This window comes from Streptomyces viridochromogenes (assembly GCF_001270495.1).
GTDB classification, from domain to species: Bacteria; Actinomycetota; Actinomycetes; order Streptomycetales; family Streptomycetaceae; genus Streptomyces; species Streptomyces viridochromogenes_A.
In genome coordinates this window covers 1-24,575 of the sequence record NZ_LGUR01000274.1, presented here as the reverse complement: position 1 = coordinate 24,575, position 24,575 = coordinate 1, and the positions used below count along the sequence as shown (strand labels likewise).

General features: G+C 72.3%; 19 protein-coding genes. 6 read left to right on the top strand and 13 right to left on the bottom strand.

The window, feature by feature from the left end:
* Window positions 1–826: MFS transporter (locus ADK36_RS45245; RefSeq protein ID WP_338060823.1), on the bottom strand; the 826-nt coding region annotated here is incomplete at its 3' end.
* A gap of 81 nt (window positions 827–907) precedes the next feature.
* On the opposite strand from ADK36_RS45245, the gene treY reads away from it, so the two are divergent.
* Window positions 908–3,271, top strand: coding sequence for a malto-oligosyltrehalose synthase (treY, locus tag ADK36_RS45240; protein ID WP_048582554.1), 2,364 nt, complete (start codon window positions 908–910; stop codon window positions 3,269–3,271).
* A gap of 360 nt (window positions 3,272–3,631) precedes the next feature.
* Entirely contained in the window at window positions 3,632–4,882 is a 1,251-nt protein-coding gene (locus tag ADK36_RS45235) for a M14 family zinc carboxypeptidase (RefSeq protein ID WP_048582553.1), read from the top strand.
* 114 nt (window positions 4,883–4,996) lie between these two features.
* Here the strand turns inward: ADK36_RS45235 and ADK36_RS45230 are convergent, their stop codons facing one another.
* From ADK36_RS45230 to ADK36_RS45220, 3 genes are all read right to left on the bottom strand, one after another.
* Entirely contained in the window at window positions 4,997–5,416 is a 420-nt protein-coding gene (locus ADK36_RS45230) for an SSI family serine proteinase inhibitor (protein WP_048582552.1), read from the bottom strand.
* On the bottom strand, window positions 5,413–6,783 hold the full coding sequence (locus ADK36_RS45225) for a M14 family zinc carboxypeptidase (protein WP_048582551.1): 1,371 nt from the start codon (window positions 6,781–6,783) through the stop codon (window positions 5,413–5,415). Before ADK36_RS45225 ends, ADK36_RS45230 begins: the two co-directional genes overlap by 4 nt.
* Window positions 6,784–6,932: 149 nt before the next feature.
* On the bottom strand, window positions 6,933–7,484 hold the full coding sequence (locus ADK36_RS45220; protein WP_048582550.1) for an FHA domain-containing protein: 552 nt from the start codon (window positions 7,482–7,484) through the stop codon (window positions 6,933–6,935).
* Between the two features lie 185 nt (window positions 7,485–7,669).
* On the opposite strand from ADK36_RS45220, the gene treZ reads away from it, so the two are divergent.
* Window positions 7,670–9,415 (top strand): malto-oligosyltrehalose trehalohydrolase, encoded by a 1,746-nt coding sequence (treZ, locus tag ADK36_RS45215; RefSeq protein ID WP_048582549.1) that lies wholly within the window; start codon window positions 7,670–7,672, stop codon window positions 9,413–9,415.
* Window positions 9,416–9,508: 93 nt separating this feature from the next.
* Here the strand turns inward: treZ and ADK36_RS45210 are convergent, their stop codons facing one another.
* The 5 genes from ADK36_RS45210 to ADK36_RS45190 all read right to left on the bottom strand — a co-directional run bounded on the left by ADK36_RS45210 (window position 9,509) and on the right by ADK36_RS45190 (window position 14,144).
* Complete coding sequence (locus ADK36_RS45210; RefSeq protein WP_048582548.1) at window positions 9,509–10,453, bottom strand: aminoglycoside phosphotransferase family protein; 945 nt, start codon at window positions 10,451–10,453, stop codon at window positions 9,509–9,511.
* Between the two features lie 61 nt (window positions 10,454–10,514).
* A complete protein-coding gene (locus ADK36_RS45205; protein WP_048582547.1) occupies window positions 10,515–11,642 on the bottom strand; it encodes an aminopeptidase P family protein in 1,128 nt (375 codons plus the stop codon).
* Between the two features lie 109 nt (window positions 11,643–11,751).
* Entirely contained in the window at window positions 11,752–12,372 is a 621-nt protein-coding gene (locus tag ADK36_RS45200; RefSeq protein WP_048582546.1) for a LysE family translocator, read from the bottom strand.
* An 88-nt stretch (window positions 12,373–12,460) separates the two neighbouring features.
* On the bottom strand, window positions 12,461–13,060 hold the full coding sequence (locus tag ADK36_RS45195) for a PDZ domain-containing protein (protein WP_048582545.1): 600 nt from the start codon (window positions 13,058–13,060) through the stop codon (window positions 12,461–12,463).
* 211 nt (window positions 13,061–13,271) lie between these two features.
* Window positions 13,272–14,144: a LysR family transcriptional regulator gene (locus ADK36_RS45190; protein ID WP_048582647.1), complete on the bottom strand. Its 873-nt coding sequence runs from the start codon at window positions 14,142–14,144 to the stop codon at window positions 13,272–13,274.
* Window positions 14,145–14,239: 95 nt separating this feature from the next.
* On the opposite strand from ADK36_RS45190, the gene ADK36_RS45185 reads away from it, so the two are divergent.
* Window positions 14,240–14,992, top strand: a complete 753-nt coding sequence (locus ADK36_RS45185) for a CTP synthase C-terminal region-related (seleno)protein (protein ID WP_053201697.1) — start codon at window positions 14,240–14,242, stop codon at window positions 14,990–14,992.
* Window positions 14,993–15,069: 77 nt separating this feature from the next.
* Here the strand turns inward: ADK36_RS45185 and phsA are convergent, their stop codons facing one another.
* A complete protein-coding gene (gene phsA / locus ADK36_RS45180; protein ID WP_234330115.1) occupies window positions 15,070–16,989 on the bottom strand; it encodes an O-aminophenol oxidase PhsA in 1,920 nt (639 codons plus the stop codon).
* Between the two features lie 164 nt (window positions 16,990–17,153).
* On the opposite strand from phsA, the gene ADK36_RS45175 reads away from it, so the two are divergent.
* Complete coding sequence (locus ADK36_RS45175; RefSeq protein WP_048582543.1) at window positions 17,154–18,647, top strand: hypothetical protein; 1,494 nt, start codon at window positions 17,154–17,156, stop codon at window positions 18,645–18,647.
* Here ADK36_RS45175 and cyc2 read toward each other — a convergent pair.
* The gene (cyc2, locus tag ADK36_RS45170; protein WP_053201695.1) at window positions 18,640–20,799 is read right to left on the bottom strand and encodes a germacradienol/geosmin synthase Cyc2; all 2,160 of its coding nucleotides are present in this window, start codon (window positions 20,797–20,799) and stop codon (window positions 18,640–18,642) included. The genes ADK36_RS45175 and cyc2 overlap by 8 nt on opposite strands.
* 184 nt (window positions 20,800–20,983) lie before the next feature.
* Between cyc2 and ADK36_RS45165 the strand changes: the two genes are divergently transcribed.
* Window positions 20,984–22,225 carry an endonuclease/exonuclease/phosphatase family protein gene (locus ADK36_RS45165; protein ID WP_048582541.1) on the top strand — a complete coding sequence of 414 codons (1,242 nt, stop codon included), beginning with the start codon at window positions 20,984–20,986 and terminating at the stop codon, window positions 22,223–22,225.
* Window positions 22,226–22,406: 181 nt separating this feature from the next.
* On the opposite strand, the gene ADK36_RS45160 is transcribed toward ADK36_RS45165, so the two are convergent.
* Window positions 22,407–23,156 carry an ABC transporter ATP-binding protein gene (locus ADK36_RS45160; RefSeq protein WP_048582540.1) on the bottom strand — a complete coding sequence of 250 codons (750 nt, stop codon included), beginning with the start codon at window positions 23,154–23,156 and terminating at the stop codon, window positions 22,407–22,409.
* A 37-nt stretch (window positions 23,157–23,193) separates the two neighbouring features.
* Window positions 23,194–24,090, bottom strand: a complete 897-nt coding sequence (locus ADK36_RS45155) for an ABC transporter permease (RefSeq protein WP_063784547.1) — start codon at window positions 24,088–24,090, stop codon at window positions 23,194–23,196.
* Between the last annotated feature and the right edge of the window lie 485 nt (window positions 24,091–24,575).

Here is a 24,575-nt window from a genome sequence, read left to right as displayed (position 1 = left end):
GGGCGGGGGTGGTTCGTGGGGGCGCGGACGTCGGGACGGAACTGGTTCGTCCTGTCGGCTCCGTCGGGTCGGCACCGGCTCGTCGTCTCGCAGACGTCCGGACGGAACCGGACCGTCGTTCGCCACCTCTTTCACTCGACGTGGCGCCGGACGCGCACCGTCGTTCCCCCGGCGTAGCGACGGACGCGGGCCGTGTCGCCGCCGCCGTCCGATGCAGCGCGAATCCCGCACCGCACAGGGCCACCAGCACCGCGGCTCCACCCAGCGCGAACCCCGGATGCGCGGTCACCGCCGCCAGCCCGACCAGGGCGGGCCCCAGAACGAAGGAGATCTCGTCGAGGGTGCTCTCGAAGGAGAGCGCGGCACCCACGGTGGAATCACGAGCTCCGGCACCGCGCGCGAGGGCGACCAGACGGGCGCGGGCCATGGGCCCGATCTGCGGCACCGTGGCTCCGGCCGCCGCTCCCAGCACGGCCAGCACCGCCGTAGGCAGCCCTGCGAGCGCCCCGACGACCAGCCCGGCGATCGCGAGGGCGTTGGCGAGGCAGAAGGTGAGCACGACCGCCCGCTGACCGTGCCGGTCGGCGAGTCGGCCCACCAGCGGGCCGCAGGCCACCTGCCCGACGGCGAGCGCACCGCCGGTCAGCCCGGCGGCGGACAGGGAGCCGCTGGCCCGTGCGACGAGCAGCACGCTGCCGAACTGGATCGTGGCGGTCGGCAGGCGCGCGAGAAAGGACATGACCGGCAGCAGCGGCCCGGTCAGGCCGATCACCTCACGGTAGGCCGCCGAAGTGCCGCGCCGCCCGGTCCTCCGCGTCTTTCCCATCAGTCGAAGCTAGGCACGCGCGTGGGCCCACGTGGAGGGGACGATGACACGAAGGGCGGCAGGGCGGGTACGTAGGTTTCCATGACACCTGAGCGACCTGACCCGATGGTGCCGACCGCCACCTACCGGCTGCAGCTGCAGCCCTCGTTCCCGTTCGAGGCCGCGGCGGCGGCCGTGCCGTACCTGGCCTCGCTCGGCGTCTCGCATCTGCACCTGTCCCCGGTCCTGGAGGCAGTCCCGGGGTCGGGGCACGGCTATGACGTCGTGGACCACGCGCGCGTACGCGAGGAGCTCGGCGGTGAGGAGGGGCTGCGCGCGCTGGCGCGCACCGCGCGCGAACACGGTCTGGGCCTGGTGGTGGACATCGTGCCGAACCACATGGCCATGGCCCCGCGCCACAACCGCGCCCTGTGGGAGGTGCTGCGCGAGGGCCCCAAGTCGCCGTACGCGCGATGGTTCGACATCGACTGGGAGGCACAGGGCGGCCGGATGCTGCTGCCGGTGCTGGGCCGGCCACTGGGCGAGGAGCTCGCTCACCTGGAGGTGGACGGCGACGTCCTGCGCTATTACGACCATGTGTTCCCGCTGCGCGAGGGCACCGAGGAACTGCCGCTGACGCAGCTCCTGGACGCGCAGTGGTACCGCCCGGCGTGGTGGCGGCTGGCCCGAACGGAACTCAACTACCGGCGGTTCTTCAGCATCTCGGAGCTGATCGGGGTGCGGGTCGAGGACCCGGAGGTGTTCGAGGCCACGCATGCCAAGATCCTCCAGCTCCTCCACGAGGGCGTGGTCGACGGGCTGCGCATCGACCACCCCGACGGACTCGCCGACCCCGACGCGTATCTGCAGCGCCTCCACGAGGCGACCGGCGGGCGCTGGACCGTCGTGGAGAAGATCCTCGCGGACGGGGAGCATCTGCCGGCCTCCTGGCCCGTCGCCGGCACCACCGGCTACGACGCCCTTCGGTACGTCGACGGCCTCTTCACCGATCCGGCGGGGTTCGGTGAACTCCTCGGCCAGTACCGGCGGTTCGCGGCCCCGCAGACGGACCGGGGCGGCGACTGGGAGGCGACGGTGCGGCGGGCGGCGTACAAGGTGCTCACGCACGAGCTGGCCACGGAGGTCGACCGGCTGACCCGGGTGGCGAGCCGCCTGTGCGCCACGTCCCCCGAACCCGCGCTGCGCGACCGGGCACCCTGGGCACTGCGCACCGCGCTCCAGGAACTCCTCGTCCGGCTGAAGGTCTACCGGCCGTACGCCTCCGGTGACGCGGCCCGTGTGGTCACGGAGGAGGCGGCGGCCGAAGCGCGGCTCGTCTTCGTCGTGCCCGAGGAGGCGGGGGCGGTCGACGTGGTGCGCGACCTGGTCCTCGGCCGGGCCGGTGACGGACCGGAGCACGTCGAGTTCCGGACGCGGTTCGCGCAGACGGCGTCGGCGCTGCGAGCCAAGTCCGTGGAGGACACGGCGTTCTACCGCCATGTGCCGCTGCTTTCGGCGACCGAGGTGGGCGGGAATCCGGGGAGCCCCGCGGTCGCGCCCGACGAGTTCCACGCGTACTGCGCGCGCGTGCAGCGCGACTGGCCCGGGACCGGGACGGTCGCGTCGACGCACGACACCAAGCGCAGTGCCGACGTACGGGCCGCGCTGGCCGTGCTCACGGAGTGCCCGCAACGCTGGGCGGACGTCCTGACGGAGGTGACCCGTGACGGCGAGGGCGTACCGGACGCCCAGCTGGCGTGGGCCGCCTGGCAGACGGTGTTCGGGCTGGGCGAGGCGGACGTCGACCGTGTGCAGGGGGCGCTGCTGAAGCATGTGCGCGAGGCCGGGTTGTTCACCAGCTGGACGGAGCAGGAGCCACCGTACGAGGAGGCGGTGGCGGCGTTCGTCGCCGCGGGGCCGTGCGGTGCGCCCGGCGAACGCGTGGCCGCCTTCCGGAGCCAACTGGAGCCGCACATCCGGGCGAACGTGCTGGGCATGGCCCTGGCCCAGCTGACGATGCCGGGCGTGCCGGACGTCTACCAGGGCACGGAGGGCGAGTACCGGGCGCTGGTGGACCCCGACAACCGCAGGGTCGTGCGGTTCCCGCCCGCGGATCCGGGAGAGAAGGGCGTGGTGACGGCGGCGGCGCTACGGCTGCGCGGGCGGCGCCCCGATGTGTTCGGCGACTCCGCGTCGTACGCGCCGTTGCCGGCCGGGGGCCCCGCGGGCGCCCACTGTGTGGCCTTCGTGCGCTCCGGAGAGGTGATCACCGCTGTGACGCGCCTGTCGCTGCGGCTGGCGCAGTCGGGCGGCTGGCGCGACACCCTGCTGCCGTTGCCGCCGGGCCGATGGGGCGATGTGCTCGCTCCCGAGCGGGAGTTCACCGGGCACGCGCGCGTGGCGGAGTTGTTCGAGCGGCTGCCGGTGGCGTTGCTGGAGCGGGTGGACGGGGAGGCGGCTGTGTGAGCCGAGCGCTCTCGACGCGCAGGGCTTCGGGGCGTGCACGGTTTCGCGGCGCGCCTCGGCATCGGGCCCGCGACCGGCTCGGGCCCGCGTACGCTCCCGGGGCTCGGGAACGACGGCCGGCGCGCGGTGACGAGGGCCGGGGCCCGCTTCACGCCCGGGCTCCCGACGCGCATCGGTGCAGGCGAAGGGGGTACGGCACCTCGGCGGGAGGGGCCCGGCACGCCCGCTGACGCCGGCCGCCCCTGCCCTTCGGCGGTCAACGCAACTGGGCGCCCCCGGGAGCCTCCCCCGCGGACTCCTTGACACCTAAACCAGACCATGGGGTACTGCGGATTGCGAAGCCGGGCGGAAGTGACGGGGGTGAGTCTCCTGCCGGAGCTGCGCTACCCCACCCTGACCGAACTAGTGCTGTCTGCCCGCGCACTGGCCGCTCACCGTCCCGGCCTGTGCACGCTGAGGCAGGTGGGGGCCTCCCGGGCGGGAAGACCCCTCCACCTGCTGTCCATCGGTCACGCCCGACGCGCCGTCCTGGTCGTCGCCGGCGCGCATTCCAACGAGCCCACGGGCGGCCCCACGCTCCTCGCGGTCGCGGAACGGGTGCTGCACGAGCGGGAGTTGCGGGCCGACATCTCCTGGCACTTCCTGCTGTGCGCGGATCCCGACGGGGCGAGCCTGCATGTCACGCCGGCGCCCCGCAGCCTGTTCGACTACCACCGCGGCTTCTTCCGGCCCGCGGCCGCGGAGCAGCCGGAGTGGGCGCCGGCCGCGCTGCCGTCCGACCGGCTGCCGCCCGAGACGCGCGCGCTGACCCGGGTCATCGACGAACTGCGCCCCTACCTCCAGGTCACTCTGCACGGGACGGATCTGGGCGGCAGCTGGGTGCAGTTGACGAAGGACGTTCCCGGACTCGCCGAGCCGTTCGCGAAGTCGGCGGCGGAGCTGCACATCCCGGTGGAGACCGGCGCCTCGGACGCGGCGGGCTGGCCCGCCTCCGGGCCCGGGGTGCACGTCATGCCCGCACCGGGCGCCGGCGCGGCGTATCCGAGCATGCCGGACGACGCGCGCAGCAGCACCTGGTACCACGTGCACCGGTACGGCGGTCTGACCGCGGTCGTCGAGGTGCCGATGTGGGCGAGTGACCTGGTGGACGACCCGGCGCCGCATCCGGACCCGGCCAGGGCGATGCGACGGCTGGGGGCCCGGCTGAGGCGGGACGCGCTGGAGGTGGAGCGGGTGCTCACCGAGGCGCTCCCCCGGCTGGACGGCGTCGACGGGCCCTTGCTGCGGGCCGCGAAGTGGGCGCTGGAGGTGGTGCCGGGGCTGGCCGCCGACTGGACGCACACGCCGCCCGCCGACAACACCATGGCGTACGTCGGGAGTGTGGACGCCTTCGGGCGGCGGCTGCCGCTGCGGGCGGCGGCCATGCTGCTGCGCGTCCTGCACGAGACCGAAGACCGCGGGGCACCGCGCCTCGAACACCTCGTGGCCACCTGGAGCGACGCCTTCGCCGAACGCTTCCGCGCCCGCTGGGTGCCCCTGGAGCACCAGATCGAGCACCAGTCCCGCACGGTCGTCGCGGCAGCGCTGCACGCGCGCGACAGGGCGGCGTGAGCCCTGCCGCGCACCTGCCCGGACGGTGTGGGCCGAGGGCACCGCACGCGCGCGCGTGCATCCGTCTGCCGTCTGCCTCACGGCGTCAGCCATGAGGCAGACGCCGTGAGGCAGTCAGCCGTCCAGCGCGAACACCGACCCGGTCCGGGCGCCCATCGCGCACCCGTTGGCGAAGGTCTCGCGGTACTCGACCGGCCGTCCGTTCCACTCGCCGCGCGCGTGGACGGTCACCGGCGCGTAGATCATCGGGCAGAAGGCGTTCGCCGTGCGCAGTCGGCTGATGTCACCGCCCACCCGTTCGAGGTCCGCGCAGGCCTCGGCAGCCTTTCCGTGGCCCTGCGGGGGGTCGCACAGCAGCAGCGTGCCGTGCGGGTCACCGTGGCGGGCGTCGCCACGGGTGACCGTCAGGTAGAGCCAGCTTCCCGGGTCCGGCTCCTGGACCGCCGCCCGCGCCGGAGCCGCGCCGAGGACGAGCATGGCGGCGGTCGCCAGCAGGCCGCCCCGTACCGCTTTCGCCGTGAGTGATTGCGTCATTCCCGATGCATCGGCACGGCGGCCCCGGCATTCCACCCCGACTCACCCGAACGGGAGCACGCGGGCGCGTGCCGCCCGGCGAGTTCGAACGCGGCGAGCACGACCCGCGCCTGGTACTCCACCTGGCGCGCGACCGGTATCCAGCGCGCCCCGCAGCCGTCGCGGTAGTCCTCGCACCATTCCTCGATGAGCGGGTCCAGCTCCGGCAGTACCCCGGCCGGATCGTGTCCGGCGCCCGTCACGAGCTGGTGCAGCAGCCCGGCGGTCCGCAGGGCGAGGCGCCGCCCGGCGATGCGCAGGGCGGCCAGGTGAGCGGTGCTGAGCGAGGGGAGGGGGTGGACGCCGACGGGGTCCCTGACGTCGGGGTCCCAGGTGTCGGCGAGCCCGGGGCAGACCAGTAAATAGTCGTCGACCGGGGCGAGCAGCCGGGCCGTTTCGGGGCCGACCGGAAGGTGTGGCCGCAGGCGCTCCAGCAGCCCGTTCAGGACGCGGGTGTCGTGGCGCAGCGTGTGGCTCACCCTGCGCAGGACCGTTTCCTCATCCGGGTGCGGGGCGCCGTCCTCCACCCCGGCCACCCCCCACATGGGGGCCTCGACGACCGCTGTGACCGTGCCGTGCCGGTACGGGTGGAACCACGTCGACTCGACGGCCGCCTCGGTGATGGCGGCGGCCAGGTCACCTCGGCGTGGCCTGGGGATCCGGTAGACGGCGGGTCCCAGTTCCGGCCAGTACAGGGTGTCGTAGGGGCCGAGCTCGCGCGGAATGCCGAGGCGGGCGGCGGTGTGCGCGACGCGCTGGGCGAGACCGGGCAGGTCGTGGGTCAGCTCGACGAAGCCGCCGCCGACGTCCACGCCGTGCAGGGAGCACTGGAGGAAGGGCCGCAGTTCGTCCTGGAGTTCGAGCAGGGCGCGGGTCTCGGGCAGCGTGACCCGGTCCGCGCCGTCCGGCAGCCATTCGGGCTGCTCGAGGAAGCCGGGCCGGAAGAAGTGCCGGAAGTAGCCGGAGAGGGCGTACGGGCCGTGCAGCCAGCCCTCGTTGCGGCGCAGGCCGTCGGGGTCGAGGCACAGAAGCAGGTTCCAGGTGGCGTCGGCATCCTCGTGCAGGCGGGGGTCGGCGAGCACCCGTTCGGCCAGCCGCAGCACGGTGGCGCCGCCGACCGGCTCGTTGGCGTGCGGACCGGCCACGACGAGGGCCTGGCGGCTTCCGTGGCCGACGGACAACAGCCACAGGGGCGTGCCCGCTCGGGAGGTCCCTACGCGGCGCAGACGCGCGTCGCGGGGACGGCGGGCGACGAGCGCGGCCGCCCGGGCGCCCAGCTCGTCGACGGTCGGATAGCGGAGGAGTGGCGGCAGGGCACACCTCCACATGTGGTGCCGTCGGTTCACCTGATGTGCATGGTGTACGCACAGTCAGTCACGAGTTGACGGCGACGTCAACACCACAAAAGGCAAAGGGACTTGAGTCAACACTTCAACCAAGGCCATGGCAAAGGCCCAGGCCGGAGCCGAGGTCCGGCTCAGTTGGCGGCGAGCCTGAACGACATCCGGCCGAAGCCGATCTGGTCGCCCTCTCGGACCACGACGGCGCCGATGACGCGGCGGCCGTTCACCGTGGTGCCGTTGGTGGAGCCCAGGTCGCGCAGGACCCACATGCCGCCCTGGTGACTCAGTTCGGCGTGCACCCGGGACACGGTCTCGTGGGTCAGCCGCAGCCCGTTGACGGGGTCGCGGCCGATGCGCAGCGGGTGCCCGGCCGCGGGGTGGGGCAGCAGCAGCTTGGGCAGCCGCTCGGCCTGCCATGCCCTGCGCAGCCGTACGGTGAAGCCGGAGACCGCCTCGACGGTGCCGAACACCAGACGCGACAGACGGCTCTCGGAGGGCAGGTCGGCGGTGAGGGCGGCGAGCTCGTCCGCGCGGCGGGCGGCGAGGGCGAGCTCCATGCGCCGCACGAACGTGTCGTGCGACAGCCGGCCCATGGCGACGCCGTCCCGGAGCACCTTCAGCGCCTTGTCGCGCTCCACGTCGGAAAGCCGCGCGGGGTACGTGTTGAACTCGAAAGACGACGTCACGTCGCTGATTGTCGGTCAGCGAACCCCGGGTGTCCAGAAAACGGGGAAACGGCCACCACACGCGCGTGATCGACGGGGCCGGTCACGACACCTGCCGCAAAAGGGAAGATTCAAAAGCGGATTGATCTCGTTTGAAGCACCATGGACGGGCTACATCACGGTGAGCAGACGAAGGGGAACCGTCCGTGCAGTTCGAGGTGTGGGCACCGCAGGCCGACCGTGTGACGCTCCATTGCGAGGGCGCCACGCGCGCGTTGGAGCGCGATCCCGATCGCGCGGGATGGTGGTGGGGTGAGGCGGAGGCGCGGGACGGGACGCGGTACGGCTTCGCGCTCGACGACGGCCCCGTGCTGCCCGATCCGCGCTCGCGCCGGCAGCCGGACGGCCCGGACGGGCTGAGCGCGGTCGTCGACCACACGCGATTCGAGTGGCGCACCGAGTGGGCGGGGCGGCCCCTGCCCGGCGCGGTGCTGTACGAGCTGCATGTGGGCACGTACACGCGCGAGGGCACGCTGGAGGCGGCCGCCGAGCGGCTCGGGCATCTCGTCGAACTGGGCGTCACCCACGTCGAGTTGATGCCGCTGTGCCCCTTCCCCGGGCGGCACGGCTGGGGGTACGAGGGCGTCTCGCTGTGGGCCGTGCACGAGCCGTACGGCGGGCCCGAGGCGCTGAAACGCTTTGTCGACCGGGCGCATGAACTGGGCCTGGGCGTGGTCCTGGACGTCGTGCACAACCACTTCGGCCCGTCCGGGAACTATTTGCCCGCCTTCGGTCCCTACCTCACGGACAAGCACCACACCCCCTGGGGCTCCGCCGTCAACCTGGACGCGCCCGGCTCCGACGAGGTGCGCGCGCATCTCGTGGAGAGCTCGCTGGCCTGGCTGCGGGACTACCGGCTCGACGGGCTGCGCCTCGACGCGGTGCACGCGCTGAAGGACACGCGCGCGTGCCACTTCCTGGAGGAGCTGTCGACGGCCGTCGACGCCCTCTCCGCCGACCTGGACCGGCCGCTGTCCCTGATCGCCGAGTCGGACCTGAACGACCCCCGGCTCATCACCGCGCGCTCGGAGGGCGGCCTCGGTCTGCACGCCCAGTGGAACGACGACTTCCACCACACCCTGCACACCGCGCTGACCGGCGAGTCCCAGGGCTACTACGCCGACTTCGCGCGCGCCCCCATGGCTAACCTCGCGAAGACCCTCACCGGCGGCTACTTCCACGACGGCACGTACTCGAGCTTCCGGGACCGGCACCACGGGCGCCCCCTGGACCGTACGCGCGTGGCGGCGCACCGCCTCCTCGGCTACAGCCAGACCCACGACCAGGTCGGCAACCGCGCCCAGGGCGACCGGCTCACGGCCTTGCTCTCGCCCGGCCTGCTGGCCTGCGCGGCCACGCTGACGCTGACCGCGCCGTTCACACCGATGCTGTTCATGGGCGAGGAGTGGGCCGCGGGCACCCCTTGGCAGTTCTTCACCGACCACACCGATCCGGAGCTCGCGGAGGCCGTACGGCGCGGCAGACGGCGGGAGTTCGCGGAGCACGGCTGGGCCGAGGAGGACGTGCCCGACCCGCAGGACCCGGCGACCCGGGACCGCTCCTGCCTCGACTGGGCCGAGCTCGACAGGGAGCCCCACGCGCGCGTGCTGGCCTGGTACCGGCGTCTCATCGCCCTGCGCCACGAGCAGGCCGACCTCACGGATCCCGACCTCGCCGACACCAAGGTGGCCTACGACGAGCAGGGGCGCTGGCTCGCCTTCCGCCGCGGCGACATTTGCGTGGCCGTCAACCTCGCCAAGGAACCGGCGGCCATCCCCCTGGGACCGCGCCAGGCCACCGTGCTGGCCGCGTGGGAGCCGGTGGAGGCACCGGGCGCGGACGGGGTGCTGCATGTGCCCGGGGAGTCGAGCGTGGTGCTGTTGCAGGGGTGAGTGGCGGAGCGGGCAGGCTCTGCTGTCGGGGGCTTCCCGCCGTACCGCGGCTCCCCCGCAGCTCCCCTCCTCCAGCTCCTCCTCCGGCTTCTTCTACAGCTCCTCTTCCCCGTCGTCCTCCCTGAGCTCCGTCACCCGCTCCAGCAGAATCGCCTCCCACGCGTGCCGCAGCTGCTTCCTCAGCAGCGGCTGGGGCGTGTCGCCCTTGCCGTCGAGGCGGTCCGCGAGGCGGATGATCGCGTCGCAGCGGGCGAGCCAGAGGCCGCGCAGGCAGGGGCGGGCGCCGTAGCCGGCGAGGGTGGCGGCGCGGACGGCTGCCGGGGAGCCGACGGCGAGGGCGAGGCCGGCGATGTCCTCGGCGGGGTCGCCGAGGACGGTGTCGGCCCACCCGAGGACGCCGCGCACCCGCCCGTCGGCGCTGACGACGAGGTGGTCGCCGGTGAGGGCGTGGTGGACGAGGACGGCGGTGCCGGGCTGGGCAGCGAGCTGGACGGCGGCCGACTGGGTGAGCTGGCGCAGCCGGGCGGCGTCGAACTCGTCGGCGTCGGCGAGGCGCGCGGCGGGGCGTTCGGCGGCGCGGCGCAGGGCCTCCAGGGAGCGCGGTGCGACGCGCGGCACACCGAGCGTCTCGGCCTGCCGTGCGGGGACCTCGCGCAGCCCGGTGAGCAGCCCGGCCAGGTCGGCCTCGCCGACGGCGGACACGTCGTGCTCCCCGCCCGCCCCGCCGGGCACCTTGGTGTCCAGGGTGTAGGTCAGTCCGGGCGCCCACTCCCCGTGGGCGACGCTCGTCGGCACCGTGACCGGGACATGCGGGCGGACGAGGTCGCGCAGCCGCAGTTCGCGGCGCTGTCGTAGGGCCGCCCCGCGGTCGGGGGCGAGGCGCAGCACATGGCGGGTACCGACCCACCAGGTGGCGGGTTCGGCGCCCGGGGCGGCAGGGCGGACCTCGGGTCCGGCCGAGTCGTCCACGCCGTCCTTGAGCAGGGAACGGACCAGTCGGCGGACGGTGTCCGCGGTGGGTGTCGGTGCCTGGGTCATGGTCGCGCCGTTGTCGCTCGGGGGTCTACGGGGGCTCCTCGCTCCGGGATCGGTCACCGGGTCAGTCCACTATGACCATCTCGCGGGTCGTGTCGTTAAGGCGTCGGCCGCCGTCCTCGGTGACGGTCACGATGTCCTCGATGCGCACTCCGAAGCGGCCGGGCAGATAGACGCCGGGCTCCACGGAGAAGCACATGCCGGGCACGAGGGGCTGCTCCTCGCCCTCGATCATGTACGGCGGCTCGTGCGTCGTGACGCCGATGCCGTGCCCGGTGCGGTGGATGAAGTACTCGCCGTACCCGGCGTCCGCGATGACCGCGCGGGCGGCCCGGTCGACCTCCTGGCAGGCGGCCCCGGGCCGCACCGCCCGGAACCCCGCCTCCTGCGCCGCGCGCACCAGGTCGTGGACCCGGCGCTCCTCGTCGGCGGGTTCGCCGACGTGGACCGTACGGGAGGTGTCGGAGCCGTAGCCGTCCTTGAGGCCGCCGAAGTCGAGGACGACCATGTCGCCGCGTTCGATGACGCGGTCGCCCACCTCGTGGTGCGGGTTGGCGCCGTTCGGGCCGGAGGCCACGATGGTGAAGTCGACCTGGGAGTGACCGAAGCGGCGCAGCAGGTCGGCGAGGTCGGCGGCGACGTCTGACTCGTGGCGTCCGCCGAAGGGAACCTTCCGAATCTCCTCGAACGTTGCGTCTGCGGCCGCACCCGCGGCCGCCAGCAGCTCCAGCTCCGCCGTGTCCTTGACGGCACGGAGCATCGGCAGGGCGTCGGTGAGGGAGGCGTACGAGGTGGCGGGCAGTGCCCGTTGCAGGGCGAGCAGATGCATCGCCCAGGCGTTGTCGCTGATGCCGAACCGTCCGCTCGCGTCGAGCAGGGCGGCGGTGGCGGCGTAGGGGTCCTTGCCGTCGGTCCAGTCGCGCAGGGTCAGGCCGGGCGCGCCGGCGGCCTTCGCGGCGTCCGGGGCCTCCAGGGCGGGGACGACGAGGACGGGGTCCCGGCCGGGGACGAGGACCAGCAGGGTGAGCCGCTCGGTCTCCGCGGTGGGCGCATAGCCGGTGAGCCACACCAGGTCCGGGCCGGGTGCCACCAGCAGCCCGGCCAGCCCGGCCTCCGCGGCCGTCCGCGCGGCACGTTCCCTACGGGCCCGGTAGTCATCGGCGGTGAAGGGCGCGGGTGCGGTGCCGGTCATCCGGGGCCTCCCTGGGCGCGTGAAAGGACTACGGGCAGCATCCTGCCCGGACGGAGGGGGCGGCGCGAGCCGGTTGACAGGGCTTTTGTGCGGTTGGCCGGGCATGGCGTCAGCTGTCGAGCGCCATGCGGACGCCGAGGAGCAGCAGCACGCCTCCGGAGACCTGTTCCAGGCGCCGGCGCACACCCGCGCGGGACAGCACGGTCTTCATCCGGCCGACGAACCACACGTACAAGCCGTAGTAGCCGACCTCGTAGACCGCCCAGAGAGCGGCGAGGCCGACCATGGTCGGCAGGTGCGGGGCGCCCTCCGGCACGAACTGCGGGAGGAAGGACAGCGCGAAGACGGCCGCCTTGGGGTTGGCGAGGTTGAGCAGCAGCCCACCGCGGTAGGAGGCCCAGCCACTCTTCCGCGTGCCCTCCCATACGGTGTCGTCCGCCCCCTTCGCGCGGCGCGCCTGCCGCAGCGTCTGGACGCCGAAGCCGACGAGGACGACCGCGCCGACGATCCGCATCACGTCGTACGCCACCTCGGAGGCCGTCAGCAGCGCGGTCAGCCCGAACGCGGCGACCACGCCCCAGATGAAGACGCCGGTCTCGTTGCCGAGCACGGTCAGGAAGCCGGAGCGCCTGCTGTGCAGCGACTGCTTGATGATCAGAACGGTGCTGGGCCCGGGCGAGGCGGCGACGAGGGTGCAGGCGCCCAGGAAGGCGATGAGGGTGGTCGGCATGGGACTCATCGTGGCCTTGTCGGCAGACCGCGACCAGTGGTTTTCGTGTGCTCCCGTTTCGTGTGCTCCCGTAAAGGGTGCGAGGCGGTCAGGTGACGACGCCCGGGATCGCGGTCAGCCGCTGGTGGCCGCCGCCGCGGTGGCGCACCGTCAGGGTGACCTCGCCGCCCGGGCGGGCCCCGGCGACGGCTCGCGCGAGGTCGGCGGCCGAGTCGATGCGGGTCCTGTCGAACGCGAGAATCACATCGCGCCTGACCAGACCGGCCCTGTACCCCGGCCCGGGAACGTGGACGCCGACCACCAGGGCGCCCGACTCCTCGGCGTCCACGGCCTCCACACCGAGGGTGGCGACGGCGGCGGGGGCCGGCGCGGACGTCGGTGTCGGGGACGCCGGGGCAGAGGAACCGGGAGGTGCCGACTCGGCCGGGATTCCGGGGGCACGGCGGCCCTCCTGCCGCTGGAGTTCGGCGAGCTTGCTCATGCCGATCACCGTGGCCCCCAGCGTGCCGAGTCCGACGCCGCACAGGACCAGGACCATCCCGACCAGCAGGGCGCACAGCAGAGTCGTGAGCCGTCGCCCGCACCGACGGGGCGCGGCGTGCGGGCGACGTGCGCCGGGGTCGGGCCCGGCGCCGTCACCGGGGCTCTGACCTGGCATGGGCTTGGGTCGCAACGCGGTCTGTTCCATCGGATCGCCTCCGGCTGGTGACTACCCTGCGCACCGGCGCACAACGAGCCACGATCGAGTGAGACTGACGCAGACTGACCAGTGGTCAAGAACGCCAGCCCGTTCGCGGGTCGGCGTGCCGACGCGTTCGCGGGGCTGGTCGCCGACGCGATCCGGGGCTGGTTTGCCGACGCGATCCGGGGCTTGTTCGCCGACGCGTTCACCGACACCTTCAGGACCGTTCGAACAACGCCTCCGCGACGGCCGCCGCCGCGCCCCTGGGCGCACCCGCCCCCGCGCACACCAGTTCTGTCCGGTGCACGACCCGCGGTTCCGTGACCGGTACGGCGACCGTGTGGGGCACCCCGACGGCCGCCGAGCGCGGGAGCAGGGTCAGGCCGTGGCCCGCCGCGGCCAGCGCGGTGAGGGCGCGGACGTCGGTGCCCTCGTAGCGCAGGGCGCAGCGGAAACCCTGGCCGCCGTTCGCGCCGCGCAGGTGGGCCAGCGGCAGGCCCGCGTCGGGGGCGTCGAGCCACCGGGCGTCGGCGAGGTCGCCGAGACGCAGGCCGGTGCGCCCGGCGAGCGGATGGGTGTCGGGCAGGAGGACGCAGACCGGCTCCTCCCCCACGCCGTACGTGGTCAGCGGGGCCACGTCGGGCAGTCGCAGCGGGTCGCTGGGGGCGGCGAGGCCGTCGACGAGACCGAGGTCGGCCGTGCCGGTGGCGACGGCCGCGGGCACCTCGTCGCGGGGCAGCACGCGCAGCGTCACTCCGGAGACCGGGAGTGCTGCCAGGACGTGGGGGCCGAGCGCGGTCGACGCCGTCGCGAGCGTCAGTTCGCGGCCGGGCGCCGCCGCCATCCTTACGACGTCCGCGCGGGCCGCCTCCAGCCGGAGCAGCAGCGGACCCGCGTGTTCGAGGAGCCGCTCACCGGCCGCCGTGGGAGCGACAGGACGACGGGTGAGCAGGGGTGCGCCGAGGTCCTGTTCGAGCGCGGCGATGTGCTGGGACACCGCCGACTGGGTGTAGCCCAGTTCGCGGGCGGCCTCGGAGAACGAGGCGAGGCGGGCGACGGTGACGTACGTGCGCAGCAGATGCGGGTCCATGCGGTACAGGATCCCGTATCTCATCAGCACTGCTTATCAGAGGTCCAGTAATCATCGTTGGACGTGAACTACGGGCGGCGCCCAGGATGAGGGCCATGACGAACACCGTTGCCCGGAAGGCGATGACGACAAAGACGGCAAGGCTCGCCCTGGTCGGGGATCGCTCCCCCAATGTCGCCTCGCACACGCGCGTGCCACTCCTGCTGGACGCCCTCGCCGAACGCGACCGGCTCGTCCTCGACGCCTACTGGATCCCGTCCCAGGACGCGGCGGCCGACGGCGCGGTGCGCGGCTTCGACGCCGTGTGGGTGCTGCCCGGCAGCCCGTACCGCAGCGAGGCAGGCGTGCTGTCCGCGATCCGCACCGCACGCGAGGAGGGAATCCCGTTTCTCGGTACCTGCGGCGGCTTCCAGCACGCGCTCCTGGAGTACGCCCGGCAGGTGTGCGGACTGAACCGGGTCGCCCACGCCGAGAACGACCCCGACGCCGACGACTTCCTCATCGAACCACTGGCCTGCTCGCTGGCCGGTCACGAGGCTGCGGTCCGGATCGAGCCGGGCACGCTCGCCCAGTCGTTGATCGGCTCCGAGCGGACCGTCGAACGGTACTTCTGCGCGTACGGCCCCTCCCGCCACCTCGACACCCTGCGCGCACACGGGCTGCGCTTCTCCGGACACGACGAGGACGGTCACGTCCGGATCGCCGAACTGCCCGGCCATCCCTTCTTCCTGGCCACGCTCTTCCAACCGGAGCTGTCCGGCGACGGCTCGCGCCCGCACCCCGTCGTCAGGGCGCTGGCGCGAGCCGCGGTCGAGCACGCGGCCGGGAGGGTCCCTACGCGCGCGTGACGCGTCGCTTGACCATGCCGCGCCACGCGTTCCCATGCCGCGCCATGCGTTCCCATGCCACGCCACGCGCGCGTACGTCAGCCCGTGTGTCCCTCCCCGTGGCCGCCATGACCGCCGTGTCCGCCGCCGTGGTCGAACTTCAGCGCCTCCGCGGGCATGACGACGAAGGGCCGCATCATGCCCATGTCCTCGTGCTCCAGGAGGTGGCAGTGGTACATGAACCTGCCGTACGCGCCGTCGAATTTGCCCATGACGCGCAGCATCTGGTTCCCGGGCACACGGAAGACGTCCTTGTAGCCGAGTTCGTTGGGCGCCAGCGGGATGGAGGTGCCGGCGTCGAACCGGATCGGGCTGCGGGTGCCGCCGACCGCCGGGTCGAAGCCCGAGACGTCGTACGCGTCCCGGCCCAGCAGCTGGAAGTCGGCCAGGTGGATGTGCATGGGGTGGACGATCGGGGCGAGGTTGAGGAAGCTCCACTGCTCGTGACTGCCCTCGGCGATGGTGAAGCCGAGGCCGTCGTTGAACGTCCGGGCGGTGCGCCGGTAGGTCTTCGTCTTCCCGTCCGGGCCGGTGACCTGGATGACGCCGTCGGTGGGGACCTGGATGTCGCCCGGGTCCTCGACCTGCGCCATTTCCCACATCTCCGGGTGGCCGCCCGCACCCTTGGTGGCGGGCGGGGTGAGCACTATCAGCCGGTGGCCGTGCTCGATGTCGTGGGTGAGCCGGCGGAAGGAGCCGGACAGCACCTCGGGCAGTTCGAAGGTGTCCGTCTCATGGCTCTCCCCGACCCGGAACTCCATGACCGCCGGATAGCGCACGTCGCCCGCCGGGTCGGGCAGGCCCGGCGGCTGGTTGCGGCCCTTGTTGACCAGGCGGAGCCTCCGGCCCGCGAGCCCGCGGAAGTCGACGAGCAGGTCGAAGCGCTCGGCCGGCGCCGCGGTCAGCGTGGGCAGCGCGTCGTCGAAGTCGATCGGCACCGGCCGCGGCAGCAGTCCGCCGTCGCTGCCGATCTGGTGGACGATGCCCGGCACCGGGTTGTCGTCCTCGTCGACCAGGACGAGGTTGTAGATGCGCGCGTTGGACGCGTTGACCAGCCGGAAGCGGTACCAGGCGTTGTCCACCTCGGCGTACGGCCAGATGCGGCCGTTGACGGTGGTGTACGGGCCGCTGAACGGGATGGAGACCGGCTTGCCCGTCTCAGGGTTCTTCTCCTGGACGATCACCGTCTTGTGCAGCAGGCGCCCGTTGAGACGGCCGTCCTCGTCGGTGTCGAGGTTGCGGTCGGCGAGCAGCAGCGGGACCTCCCGCACCCCGCGGGGGAGTTGGAGGGCATCCTCCTCGTCGTCCCGGACGAGGTACGTCCCGTACAGGCCCGTCATCACGTTCCACCGCGTTATGTTCATGGCGTGGTCGTGGTACCACCATTGGACCGCCTGGTGGTCGTTCGGGTACTCGGACAGCTGGGCGTCGCCGAAGCCGACGGCGTTGTCCGCCCAGCCGTCGTTGCCACCGCCCGTCTGGGCGCCGTGCAGATGGGTCACCGACCAGGCGGGCAGGGCGGCGACGTCCTTGTTGGGTTCGACGCCCTCGCGGCCGGGCTCGGTGGTGGCGGGGGGACGGCCGTCCGTGCGCAGCGGCACCTCCACCGAAGTGACCGGGTACTCGCTCTCCCCGGGGATGCGGTTGGTCCAGGCGATGCGGACGCGCTGTTCGCGCCGCACCTCGATGGTCGGGCCCGGCACCTGGCCGTCGTACCCCCACATCAGGGTCGGCGGCAGCTGCGGGTGCAGGCGCACCCAGGTCGGGCGCAGGGCGATCTCGGTCTCGCGTAAGACGTCCCCCGACGCCGGCCGCAGCACGGTGGGGACGGGCAGCGGGGCCGCGTACGGCGTGAGTTCCCCGGTGTCGGACGCCCGCTTCCCCGTGTCGGTCTCCGCCGCGGGCTGCGCTGCGGTCTCCGTGTCGCTGTCCGTGAGCCTCTCGATGATGTCGGTCAAGGTCGAACACCCCCGTGTGTTCTTGTTGTCTGTTCCCCTCACCCCGGAAGACTCGCTGCGCACCGCGCAAGTTCCCTGAATATCCCGTTCCGCACGAAAAGTTTCGGAAACCGCATCCGGAGGCCGGAAGTCCGTTGTCAGTGGCCGCTGTTACGTTCTGTGACATGACCGATCACGCACTGCGGCTGCTCCGGGAGAACGCCCGTCTGGCCGAACTGGCCGCCTTCCCCTTCGACTTCGACATCGGCCGTGCGTCCCACGGCCATGTCGAAGAGGTCCGCCTCGCCTCCGGCGCCCCGCTCGACATAGTCGCGGGGGACGCCGGCGGGGGTACGTACTTCGTGTGCGCGGACGGCTCGATGCTGTACGCCGACTCGGAGGGCTCGGCCGGGATCATCGGCTCCAGTGTCGACGAGGCGCTCGAGATCATGATCGGGCTGGCGGAAGCCGAAGAGGACGAGGAGGACGACGGCGACGGCGAGGAGGAGCCCCGACAGCGCTGCGGCCTCGAAGGGGCACGGGCCGAGCTGCGTGCCGCGCTGGGCTTCCCCGAGCGCTCTCCCGTCGAGCTCGAAGCCCTGCTACAGGCCGCCCTCCTGCGCACCGAGCCCGACTTCGTGCTGCTGAACGGGACGGAGCACAACGCCTATCAGCTGCTCGACTCGTATCCCCGCCCTCCCCTGTGGGAGCCGGTGCTCGCGAGCGGCCACGCCGATCTCGCCCTGCTGCGGGCGGGTGACCGCGAGGTCTGGGACGCGGTGGCCGAGAATCCCGTACGACGTCGACTCACCCTGCGTGCCGCGCAGTTCGACCGCGCCGACGACGACTTGGAGGCGCTGCGCCATCTGCTGCGGCACGAGGCGGCGTCGTCGATGACGGACGAACTGCGGCTCGCGGCCGTGCTGGTGGGACTGCGCGGAGACACCGGGGACCTGCCGTTGCTGAACGAGGTGCGCGAGACGGACTTCGACACGGCGTGCGGCCTCGGCGGTATGCCGGAACCCGGGGCGAGCGCGGACGAGTTGCGTGAGTGGGCGCAGGATCTCGACGACTCAATGTTCGGTGCGGACCCGGCGGACGAACCCTTGAGTACCTGGACGGACCTCGCCCGCGACCAGGGCATGACCGAGCTCGCCCGGGTCGCCCTGATCCGCGACCTCGACGAGATCGTCATGGACCAGAGCAGACTCGTCCGGGCCGACGCGTCACGGGCGCTGACCACGGCCCCGTTGCGTGCGCTCGCCCGCGACTTCGAGGAGCTCGGCGACCGCACCCAGGCACTGCGCGCCCAGCGTCTGAACGCCGCACTGCAGGAGACGGCGTGGGACCGGGTCTCGGCCCTTCTCGACCAGGCGCGCCTGGAGCGCGAAGACAGTCAATTGGTACGGGCGGTAAGGAGCTTGGCGACCGTGCGGACCATCCTGACGGCACCCGGAGACGACTCCCTGCGGCACTGGCAGGGGGTGAACTTCGGCCGATTCATCGCCGAGGAGCACTACCGACTCAGCCACGCCCTGGCCGACGCGAACCTCCCCGAGGAGGCCCGGAGCCTTCTCCGGTCCGCCGACTCCATACTCGGCGAGCTCTCCGAGAACGCCGCGAACGGAGTACGAGAGCTCGCCGAGGGGACGGCCGCGCGGGTGCGGGAGATCAGCTGAGGACGGGCACGGCCGGCGCGCGGTCCGGCAGAAAGCCGTGTGAGCGGCGGGCCAGGAACTCCGCCTTGTAGCGGTCGACCTCCCGGTGCCAGTTCAGGATGCCGGCCATCCAGTTCTGGAGGTCGACCACATAGTTCCGCATGATCTCCCGGGCTTCGTCCGAGAGCCCGAAGTCGTCGTACACGATGGGCAGTTCGTGTGCCGCCACATGCTCGAACTGCTGCATGCGCTGGGTCATCAGGTCGTGCACGACGGCGAGCGCGGTCGGGTAGTCGATGCCGAAGAAGTTCTGCACGACGAGGATCGCGTTGTGGATCTCGCCCTCGTACTCGATCTCCTTCTGGTATGAGAAGACGTCGTTGAGGAGGCAGGCGTAGTCGACGGCAGCGTTCTCCAGCGAGCGGACGGGTCCGCTGCGGTACACCTCCGGCGGGACGGCGGGGCCGTGGCCCATCCGGCACAGGCTGAGGGTGAGGTCGGAGCCGAAGGTGGCCCGGCGCATCTCCAGGTAGTCGACGGGGTCGGGGATGCGGTTCTGGAGCTGGTTGGAAAGCTCCCACACCCAGCTCTCGGTCATGACGTCGACCGCGTCCTTGAGGAAGCGCCGCTGGTCGGGAGTCATGTCTGCCGTAGTCCGCGCCCACAGGTCGATCAGGCCGCGCTCCATGGCGTTGAGCGGGAGGGTGGCCGGCTCGCCGTCGACGGGCATGCAGGCCGACAGTCGCTGGGTGGTGAGCCGAGCTGCGGCGAGGTCGCGGCGGTGGCCGAAGACGAGGGGGTAGTAGTCGTCACCGTACGTGCCCCAGGCGAGCCACTGCGCGCTGAGGTCGAGGGCCTCGGGTGTCGCGTCCGGGTCGAGGCCGGCCGAGCACAGCGCGAGATCGTATGCGGCGAGCTTGTCCTCGTCCCAGACGCCCTCCTGGAGGATGCCCATACGGTGCGACCACTCGGTCAGACGGTGGCGGGCGGCGTCGAGATGAGGGCTGAGTTCCAGCTGGAACGGCATGTAGAAGTCGGGGAGCCGGGACGGACCGACCTTCTGGTACGGCGTGTGCGTGTAGGCGCGCAGGCGTTCGGCGCCGGCCGCCGCGAGCAGCGCGCCGATGTCGGCGGCGGAGGTGCCGGGACCGGTCGGGGCCCGCCAGGGCGCGGTCGGCTCGGCACGCTGGTTCATGTACCTGCTGGAGCGCATGTGCCATTCGTGGCCGCCGGACTGCCAGTCCTGCAGCCCCTGGGTGTATGCCGCGACCGCGGCGACCTCCTGGGGGGTGAGCCCCTTCTCCAGCGCCACGGCCGGGACCTCGGTGAGGGCGGTGTGCTCGAACTGGTGGAGCCGGGAGGTGAGGACGTCGTTGACGGTGTCGGCGGCCTCCTGGGTGGTGCAGCCGAAGAAGGTCTCCAGGACCAGGACGCCGTTGCTGAGTTCGCCCTCGTCCTCGACCTCGCGCTGGTAGGAGAACAGGTCGTTGCGCAGGTGCACGGCGTCCGAGAAGGTCTCCATCAGGACCCTGAGCGGCCTGGACTCGGCGACGGCCGCGGGCACTTCGGACGTCGCGTACTCCACCAGGCCCGACGACCAGGGGGCGCCGCCCACCTTGCGGCGCATCTCGATGTACTCGACCGGGTTGGAGACCCGGCCCTCGTTGATGTTGGACAGTTCCCAGAGGGACTCGTTCAAGAGGTGCTCGGTGGCTACGGCGAAGCGACGGCGCCAGTCGGCGGACATCGAGGGCACCGTGCGTGTCCACAGGTCGGCGAGGCCCGCCTCGACCGGGTTCTGCGGCTCGGGCATCGGGGTCGACAGGTCCATCGGCATGAACAGGGGCAGCCGGTCCAGATATGCCTTGCCGCCGACGCGGTCCTGAGTGCGCTTGAAGGTCTCCAGGAAGTGGTCGTCGAAGAAGAAGACCCACACGTACCAGTCGGTGATGAGGGAGAGGGCGGGGCCGTCGCATTCGGGGTGGGTGTAGGCGCAGAGCAGGCCGTAGTCGTGCGCGTCCAGATCGGCCTGCTCCCAGACTCCGGACCCCTCCAGCATTCCCATCTCGCGCGCCCACTCGACCGAGTGGGCGCGCGCCTCGTCGAGGTGCGGGTTCAGCCGCGCGGGATACGGCATGTAGAAGTGCGGGAGTTCGAAGGGCTGCTGCGTCATGGCCGGGGCCCTACCCCTGAGGCTCAAGTGGCATCCGCGGCGCGGCACATGATCACACCATCGCGTGAATCGTGGATGAATCCGGGAGTTCTCGACGGGCCTTGTGGCGTTCATCTCTACGCGCGCAGACTTCTCGCACCTCATGTGTCACCTCATCTGTCCACCTCCCTTTTCCGGAGTCGCGATGAACCCCACCGGATCACTCTCACGCCGCACGGCGCTCGCCTCCCTCGCCGGGGCGGCGCTGGCCACGACCGCGGCGTTCCCGGCCTCGGCGGCCGAGCGGCACGGCCGCCGGTCCGTACGGTTCGCCACCTTCAACGCCTCCCTGAACCGCTCCACCCAGGGCGCGCTGATCACCGACCTGTCCACGCCGGACAACGCCCAGGCGCGCAACGTGGCCGAGACCATCCAGCGGGTCGACCCCGACGTCCTGCTGATCAACGAGTTCGACTACGACGAGCAGGGCAGGGCGGTCCGCCTGTTCCTGCGCAACTACCTGGCCGTCGGTCACAACGGGGCGAAGCCGGTCCGCTTCCCGTACCACTACACCGGTCCCGTGAACACGGGCGTCGCCTCCGGTGTGGACCTCGACGGGAAGAACGGCGCCGTCACGACGCCCGGTTCGGACGCGTACGGGCAGGACGCGTACGGCTACGGCTGGTTCCCGGGGCAGTACGGCATGGTCGTGCTGTCGAAGTTCCCGATCGACACACGTGCGGTCCGCACCTTCCAGCGGTTCCTGTGGAAGGACATGCCGGGCCACGTCATGCCTCCGGGCTACTACAGCGACGAGGCCCGAGCGATCCTGCGGCTGTCGTCGAAGAGCCACTGGGACGTGCCGGTGTGCATCGGGAACTCCACCGTGCACTTCCTCGTCTCGCACCCGACGCCGCCCACCTTCGACGGCCCGGAGGACCGCAACGGCCGCCGCAACCACGACGAGATCCGGCTGTGGGCCGACTACATCGGCGGGCGACACCGCGGTTCCTACCTCTACGACGACAAGGGCCGGCGCGGTGGGTTGCGGGCCGGGGCCCGGTTCGTGATCGCGGGCGACAACAACGCCGATCCGTACGACGGTGACAGCTACGCCCACGCCATACGGCAGTTGCTCGACCACCCGGCGGTGAATCTCCCGGCCACCCCGCCGGCCAGCGTGGGTGGCGTGGAGGCGGCGAGGCTCCAGGGCGGTGCCAATGGCTCGCATCTCGGTGACCCGGCGTACGACACGTCCGACTTCGGTGACACCGCGCCCGGGAATCTGCGTGTCGACTACGTCCTGCCGTCCAAGGGCCTGATACCGGGCGCGAACGGCGTCTTCTGGCCGACGTCCGACGATCCGCTGTACCGGCTGGTGGGGAACGGCGCGACGGTGCCGACGTCCGATCACCGGATGGTGTGGCAGGACGTGCGGGTGGGCTGAGCGGCGGAGGCGGCGGACCGGGCGGGCGGTCCTTCGCCCCCGCCGCCCCTACCCGTCCCATCCCTTGAAGGGGCTCCGCCCCTTCGACCCCGCCAGAGGGCTGCCGCCCCCTGGACCCCCGCTTCGGCCCGAAGGGCCTCGTCCTCAAACGCCGGACGGGCTGAAGATGCCTGGACCGGCGCTATCTGTTGCGCACCGCCCGCCCCACCTCGGACCTCAGCACGACGAACTCCGCGAGACCCCGGGTCGTGATCTGGTCCCGGGTGCCGGGGAGTTCGACGGGCAGGTCCAGGACGATCTTGGAGCCGGGACCCGGGGAGAGGACGACGACGCGGTCGCCCAGGTACACGCTCTCGTCGATGTCGTGGGTGACGAAGACGATCGTCGTGCCGTCCGTGCGGTGGACCTCCAGGAGGAGGTCCTCCAGATCCTCGCGGGTCTGGGCGTCGAGGGAGCCGAAGGGTTCGTCCATGAGGAGCAGGGAGGGCCGGCAGACCAGGGCGCGGGCGATCGCCACGCGCTGCTGCATGCCGCCCGAGAGCTGCCAGGGGTGGCGGCGGGCCGTGTCGGTCAGGCCGACCCGGGCCAGGATGCGGTCGGCCTCGGCCCGGCGTTGCGCTCTAGGCAGGCCCCTGCGGCGCAGCGGAAGCGCCACGTTGTCGCGGACCGTGAGCCAGGGGTAGAGGGAGCGGGCGTAGTCCTGGAAGACGACGGCCAGGTTGTCGGGCACACCGCGTACAGGTGTGCCGTCCAGGGTGATCGTGCCGTCGTAGACCGGCAGCAGGCCCGCGATGGTGCGCAGGAGTGTGGACTTGCCGCAGCCGGACGGGCCCACGACGCACAGGAGTTGGCCGTCCGGCACGGTGAGGGTGATGTCGTGCAGAACCTGGTGGTCGCCGTAGTGCTGGCCGACCTCGGCTAAGCGGAGCATGCGTGTCCCTGGACGAAGGGGATGGGTGGTGTACGGGTCATACGGTCGTCGTCCTCCCCTTGCCGACGAGCCGCTTCTCGACCGCCAGCAGGCCGGTGTTGAGGAGATGGCCGAGGGCGCCGAGCAGTACCAGTGCCGCCCAGACGGTGAGCAGGTCGGAACGGGACTGGGCGTCGGTGAGCGTGAAGCCGATGCCGTTCGCGGTGCCGGGGAGCAGTTCCGAGAACACCATGAGGATGAGGGAGAGGGAGAGGCTCAGGCGCAGGCCGGCGAAGATGCGGGGCAGCGCGGACGGGAGGATCAGAAAGCGGAGCCGTTCGGCCGGGGTGAGGCGCAGGACCGCGGCGACCTCCAGGCGCAGCGGGTCGGTATTGCCGGCCCCGTCCGCCGTGTTGATCAGCACCGGCCAGACGGCGCTGAAGGCGATCGACGCGATCTGCATCGGCGTGCCGAAGTCGAGGATCACGACGAAGACCGGGACCAGGGCGGGCGGCGGGACGGCCCGAGCGAACTGCAGGACGGGGTCGCACAGGGCGTACACGCGTCGCGAGCGGCCGATCGCGACGCCGAGTGCGATCCCGGCCACGGCGGCGATCCCGAACCCGGCGGCCATCCGGCCGAGGCTGGGCAGGATGTCGGCGACGGCGGCCTCGGTGAGGAAGAGGTGCCCGGCGGGACCGGAGAACCACAGATCCCGGGCGTGCCCCGCGATCTCGGCGGGCGGCGGGAAGTAGACGCTGCCGTGGGCTCGGGCGACCAGCTGCCAGACGGCCACGGCGAGGGCGAGGACGAACCAGCGGAGCAGGGCGTGCCGCACGACGGAGCGGGCGAGGGGGCGGCGTACGAAGGCCGATCCCAGGGCCTGGCGCAGGGCGGTCGCCCGTCGGCCGGGTCGCCCGGCGGTGTCGGACGCGTTGGTGCGGGGCTGGTTCATTCGGGGCTCCTCGCGGCGGGATGCGGGGAGTTCGCGGTGCGATGCGGGGAGTTAGGAGTGGGAGCGGCATGCCTCGGAGCGGGAGCCGGTGGGGGTGTGAGGGGCGTGTGACAGGCCTGGTCCCGGGACAAGATGGCACGCCGACTGCCGTGGTCGGAGCGTGGGCCGGGGCAGGGGCGTGCGCCGGGGCACGAGCGTGCGCTGGGGCAGGGGCGTAGGCCATGGCCCGCCAGGGCGCCCGCACCGACGTCAGGGAACCCAGACGAAACCGACCGCAACGCGCCGCCCGAGTCATGGGCGCACCGCACCGCCGCACGCCGTCGCGAGCCCGCGTCACGCACCTCGTTCCGCGCCACACGTCGCAAACCTGCCGCACGCACCTCACCCCGCGGCGCACGCAACCCACCCCGCGCCGCACGCAACTCCCCCCGCGGCGCAGGCAACCCACCCGGCGCCGGACGCAACCCACCCCGCACCGCATGCAC